The sequence below is a fragment of the Alcanivorax sp. HI0083 genome, assembly GCF_001635175.1.
In genome coordinates this window covers 1-3,686 of sequence record NZ_LWFX01000932.1, presented here as the reverse complement: position 1 = coordinate 3,686, position 3,686 = coordinate 1, and the positions used below count along the sequence as shown (strand labels likewise).

The following is a 3,686-nucleotide window of genomic DNA, read 5'->3' as shown; positions in this document are numbered from 1 at the left end:
AGCAGTTGGAAGTTCAAAGTTTAAAAGCGCGAGAGGGGGCGGGGGACGATTTGCTGGGTCGAGCCCGCGCCCAGAAGCCGGGTTTCGCAGGAGCGCTGCAGAGAAAAGCACGGATTTCAGCTTTCCTTTTCAACTTTAAACTTTGAACTTTCAACTCATCTAGGCGTGGCGCGCAGCACGGCTTCGGTACGATTGGAGACACCCAGCTTGCTGTAGATGTTTTTCAGGTGCCACTTGGTGGTGGTGACGGATACGCCGGTGGATTCACTAATCTGGGCATTGCTCATACCGCTCTGCAGCAGCTCGAAAATTTCGCTTTCCTTGGGCGTAAGCACCGACCCCGGGTCCACGTCCAGCGGCTCACTGGCCGGGGCGGTGCTGAATACCGCCGGAAACAGCCCGGTATAAAAATCCGGTAGCACCAGCTGCCCTGCTGACCACAACCGATTCATCAAGCCCGCCAGCCCGGGCGCTTCATCGAACACGGAGCGATTGATATTGAGCAGACCATAGCGGGTGATCAGCGCATCCACCTTGCGGCTCTGCTCCGAGGCGACGGCCGTTTTGGAGGTGAGCACCAGCAGGTTGGCCTCAATGATGGAGGCCCGGGTCTTGATACCCGCCCCTTTCACCACCGCCAGCAACCGGCGCAGCAGTGTTTCTGCCTCCGCATTGCGGCCGTGGGCCATTAACCAGTACACCGCCGCCAGCCCGCGCCGCTCCCAGCTCTGGCTATACATGGCCGCCTCACTTTCAAGGTTCTCCTGCACCCACTCCGCCAACTTGAAACGGTCCACCACCACATCCAGGCGCTGCCAGTTGCCGGTGAGCAACGCCTGGCGCGTCATCTCCAGCACCGCCATGCTGACAAAGCGCTCGTAATTGCCCAGCTGTAAAATTCCCAACAGTTTTTCCAGCATACGCTCGGCACTTTTCTGCTTGCCCTGCAGATGCTGCAGCCGTGACAAGGTGAGATAAACGGTGGAAATCACTTCCGTGGCAGAAGCAGACGAAACCATGGGAAGCAGGTCTTCGCAGACCTGCTGCGCCTCTTCCAGGCGATTCTGGTCGTATAACACCACCACCATGCCCGTGGCCCACAGCGACCAGGTGGGGCAATCCCTGGGGGTGTTATTGAAGTTTTCGACAATAAAGGCCACTGCCTCACCAATATGCCCCAGCTGCTGATTGGCCAGGGCCGTAATCAAACCCGCATAGCCGGCAGTAAAGCGTTGCCCCAGGCGCAGCAACACGTCCCGCGCCTGGGAGGAGAAGGCCAACGCGGATTCCAGGCGGCCATGCTGCAGATGGTAATAGGCCACCATGGCCAGCGCGAAGGCACGGATATCCCGGTGGCCACTGCTTTCCATCAACAACGACAGGTTAGCCCCTTCCATGAAGTCGGTATCGTGCTGGAATAACTGCAAATGCAGTTCCAGAAAATCCACTGTCTGACGGTGATGGTATCGGTCCTCCCTGCCGGAAAAGTCCTGCTCTTTGAGCGCGTCGAGATAATAGCGGGCACGAAAGAATCGCCGTGACAGGGTCAGCGTGCTGATCAGGGGCGCGGCCAGTTCAAGGCGGCCCAGTATGGTTTCATCGTCCAGAGTTTCCGCCCATTCAAGAATGTGGCTGGAATACCCTTCCTGCAGCCAGAACTCGAAACTTTTTTCCAGGCAGTTACCGAACAGCGCAGCATCACCGGTGCGCCAGGCATGCCAGACAGCCTGTTCGAAATTGCCGATCTTGATGAAGTAACGGGTCGCCCGCCGGTGAATCGGCACAATGCAGTCGGGCATCTCGATTTTCAGCCGTGCCTGCAGAAAATCCCGCAGCAAGGCGTGATAGCGATAGCTGGCCGGCTTGCCAGGCACCGGCACCAGAAAAAGCTCCCGGCTGGTGAGCTCATCAATCAACCGTGCGGACTGGCGGGTTTGCAGAATTTCATCGCCAAGCTCGGCGTTGACGGTGTCCAACAGGGCACTTTGCATGAACAAAGTGCGCGCAGAGTCCGGCAGCCCCTTGAGTACCGCATGCCCGAAATAATCCATGATTTCCGGCTGGCTGGCGTTAAAGTCCTGCAGGGTTTGCATGCCCGATCGAATCCCCGCCAGCAGGGCAATTTTCACCCCGGCCACCCAGCCTTCGGTAATCGCCATCAGGTGATCCAGGGCCAGCTCTTCCAGAGCCTCGCCGCCCAGGCGCTGATTCAGCTCGCTCACATCACTGCGCCGCACTTTCAGGTCCACGGCGCTGATCTCCAGCACCAGGTCATCCAGCCGCAGCCGGCTAACGTCAAACAGTGGCTGGGTGCGGCTGGCAATGATCAGGTGCACATTCTCCGGCGGGTCCGCCAGCAAGGTAGCAATCACACTGAGTGTTTCTTCGCTCTGGATATGCTGAAAATCGTCGAACACGATAAACAGCGGCAACGTCACCTGCTGCAGGGCGTCATAGAGTGAATCGGCTATAGAGGATGGTGGCAGCTCGGCCACATCGAAGGGCATAAACCAGGAGGTATCAAACGCCGGCACCGCGGCCCGGGTTTTCTCGGCGAAGCGGCGCAGAAAGCGCACCGGGTCATCATCCGCCCGCTGTAACCCCATCAGCACCACATGCCGATCACCGGGCTGGGCTTGCCACTGATTCAGCAAGGTGGATTTGCCGGCACCGGCGGGGGCCAGCAACAGTGTCAGGGGCACCCGATCTGACTGATTCAGAAGGGTGACAAGGTCTGCACGATAAAACCGGCCACTCAGGGGCCGGGGCGTCTCCGAGCTGGGCATAGCAATCGCTTCCTGGCGTCTTTTTATTATTTTTCAGTGAGTTAGTGCATCCCCGCACGCACTCTGGGTGCTTCTTTAATAGGCAATTTAGCGGATAGCGGCACGGTATACACGTACCGGGTTCGCATTTCACTTGGACGAGGGTGCAATGTCGTCGCTGCCTAGCGAAGAAAGAAGCCCCAACAACTCGACGCCCAATGCCGGAAGCCGGACAACGGAAACAGGGCACCACCGCTCCCACAAAGAGAGGCGGTGAAGCCAGATTGGCTCTATTGCGTCAGGCTCCAGGCATCCGGCGTCATGCTCATCACCAACCCATACAAAAAAGCCCTCTTCCCGACAAGGGGAAGAGGGCTTTCGTGTTGCGTGCAGCGTACTGCCTGCAGCGTCTCTCAATCAAGGAATCGGCAGGTAACCACCATCCACTTCCTTGGTCACAATCGCTACCGCATTGTGAGCGTGGAGGCTTTCCAGGTGATTCACGCGCAACCAGAAATCCTTGTAGCAAGGCTGCGGGTTCAGCGCGGTCTTCAACCGGCGGGCGGCGTCTTCACAGAACATCAGGTTCTGGCCATTGAGTAGCGCGAACTCCTGTTCGTCTACCCGCTTCACAGCGGTCTGCACCGGGGTTTTCAGAGCGCCTTCGATGGAATCAATCAAGGCGGTGATCGGGAAGGCATCCCCTTCGGTGTGATCCAGCAACACACGCACCTGGGCGATGGAGCGCTGGCTGTGCGGAGTGGCCAGTACGCCTTCTTCCGTGCCCAGCCATTCAAACACCGCATCGGCATCCACTTTGCCTTCGGCGAAATCCTTGCGGAACTGTTCCTGAATCAGCTGGCGGGACAACGCCGCCGAGCAGGGGCAGGTGGACGAGTACGGCACTTCCACCGACAACTC

2 protein-coding genes are annotated in these 3,686 nt (G+C 58.5%); both read right to left on the bottom strand.

The genetic code is table 11. The features are described from left to right. Positions 1-155: 155 nt before the first annotated feature. Positions 156-2,786 carry a LuxR C-terminal-related transcriptional regulator gene (locus A3754_RS10240; RefSeq protein ID WP_231880580.1) on the bottom strand — a complete coding sequence of 877 codons (2,631 nt, stop codon included), beginning with the start codon at positions 2,784-2,786 and terminating at the stop codon, positions 156-158. Positions 2,787-3,182: 396 nt separating this feature from the next. After that, positions 3,183-3,686, bottom strand: a 504-nt coding sequence (locus A3754_RS10235) for a GTP cyclohydrolase, FolE2/MptA family (RefSeq protein WP_197468607.1), incomplete at its 5' end; no start/stop codon positions are given.